This is a genomic window from Variovorax sp. P4_D9 (genome assembly GCF_056401695.1).
Map to the genome: position 1 here is coordinate 1 of NZ_JBFUIU010001300.1, position 1,772 is coordinate 1,772.

At 64.8% G+C, this 1,772-nt stretch carries 2 protein-coding genes; both read right to left on the reverse strand.

Annotated features, from left to right (window positions below):
- On the reverse strand, positions 1–448 hold a 448-nt coding region (locus tag AC1DY5_RS54205; RefSeq protein WP_478122453.1), incomplete at its 3' end, for a Bug family tripartite tricarboxylate transporter substrate binding protein.
- Positions 449–478: 30 nt separating this feature from the next.
- Positions 479–1,772, reverse strand: a 1,294-nt coding sequence (locus AC1DY5_RS54210; protein ID WP_478122454.1) for a beta-galactosidase trimerization domain-containing protein, incomplete at its 5' end; no start/stop codon positions are given.

A 1,772-nucleotide genomic window follows, 5' to 3' on the forward strand; every position in this document is an offset into this window, starting at 1 on the left:
GCTTCGCATAGGCCAGTAGTTCCGGCAGCGTCTTGGCGGCGGTGGAAGGGTTCACCGCCACGACGAAGGGAGCGGTGGCCGCCAAGATGACGGGCGAAAAATCCTGTACGGGGTCGAAGCGCAGGTTGCCGTACAGGCTGGCGTTGATGGCCAATGGGCCTGAGGTTCCAAGGAACAGCGTATAGCCGTCTGGGTCGGACTTGGCCACGAATTCGGCCCCGATGTTGCCGCCGGCACCAGGGCGGTTTTCGATGATGATCGGCTGGCCCAGCCTTTCCCCCAACGGTTTCGCAAGAATGCGGGCCAGCAGGTCGGTCGGCCCGCCGGCCGATAGTGGAACGACCAATTTGATAGGCCGGGTCGGCCAAGCGCCGACGGGTTGCGCAGGGGTGACTCCCGACAGGCTGGCCAGCAGAGCGGCGAGTGCGGAACGGCGACTAAGTGTCATTGGTGTTGTCTCCTTCGTTTGTGAAAATCGTCAAGCGAACTCGAACACCACAATCTCGTGGTCTTCCAGTCTCGGAACAGTCACTTCCGCCCAGTCACCGGTCAGCCTGTGCGGCACCACTGCCTCGTTGGTGGCCGTACGTACTTCGCGCAGCGCCTGGCGGGGTGCGAGCCGCACCTGCACCACGATGCCGGCCACTGGCACCAGGTTGCGCCCCGGGTGGCGCCAGCCGGTGTTCACGTGTTTGCCCACGGCGAAATTGATCAAATGCACTAGGCGCCGGCCCGGCTGCGCTTGGCTGGTGACGTCCACATAGTCGGGCGCTTCCACCCTCAGATCCTGCGCGTCGCCCAGCCCCAGCAGCACCGCGTTGCCGAGAATGCGGCCCAGGTCGGCAAAACCGTACTTGTAGAACAGCGCGTCCATGCGATTGGTAAACAGCACCACCCGCCCCTTGCCATACAGTCCGTGCACCGCCACCGGAATGTCGGTCGTGCCCGTTACCGCGCTGTATTCGGGAATGCTGATGTTCGCGCCGGAATGCGCCGTCACCGGCGGAATCAATGTCAGCGACACGGTGTTTGCCCGCCCCGGCGTGAATTCGATGAGGTCGCCGTCGTTGGGCACCACGTCGGTGTCGCCCAGCCCCTGCGTCAGCATGTCGCCGCGCTGGGCAATGAAAGCGTATGAGGACTGCAGCTTGCTGCAGCGCCCGCCGTAGCGGCCGCCCAGCATCGCCGACAGCGGTGCATCGGCGCGCAACTCGCCCCCCGCGTCGAAACGCCCCGCGTCATAGGTGCCTACCACAGTGCCGCCGCCCGCCGCGAAAGCGGTGATCGCCTCCACCGCCGCGTCATCGAGGCAGGCCGTGTTGGGTAATACCAGCACGCGGTACTGCGCCAGCCGTTGCGCATTCAGAAACTTGTCGGACAGCACGTCGAAGGGCACATGCGCCTCCATCAGGGCGCAGTAGTAGCCGCGCACCGCGTCCATGTAGCGGCCATAGGGATCGCCACGGCCGTAGTTGTCCTGCGTGTAGCGCGAGAACACCACTGCCACCTGCGCGCTGGAACGCGCATCGCGAAAATAGTCCTGCCACCGCTCCAGACGGGCGAACACTGCCTGCATCGGTGCCACGCCGCGCCGGTCAAATATCTTCGAGAGGCCACCGTTGATATGCAGCCAGCTGTTCGCGCCGTTGGCGAACTGCTGCGCGATCCATGGCCGGTTTTCCGCCTCCGGCGCGGAATAGAGCCGCCACCACGGGTAGAAGTAGCTCACCGTCATCCAGCGTGGCTTGTCCGGCGCAATGCCAGCCAGGTAC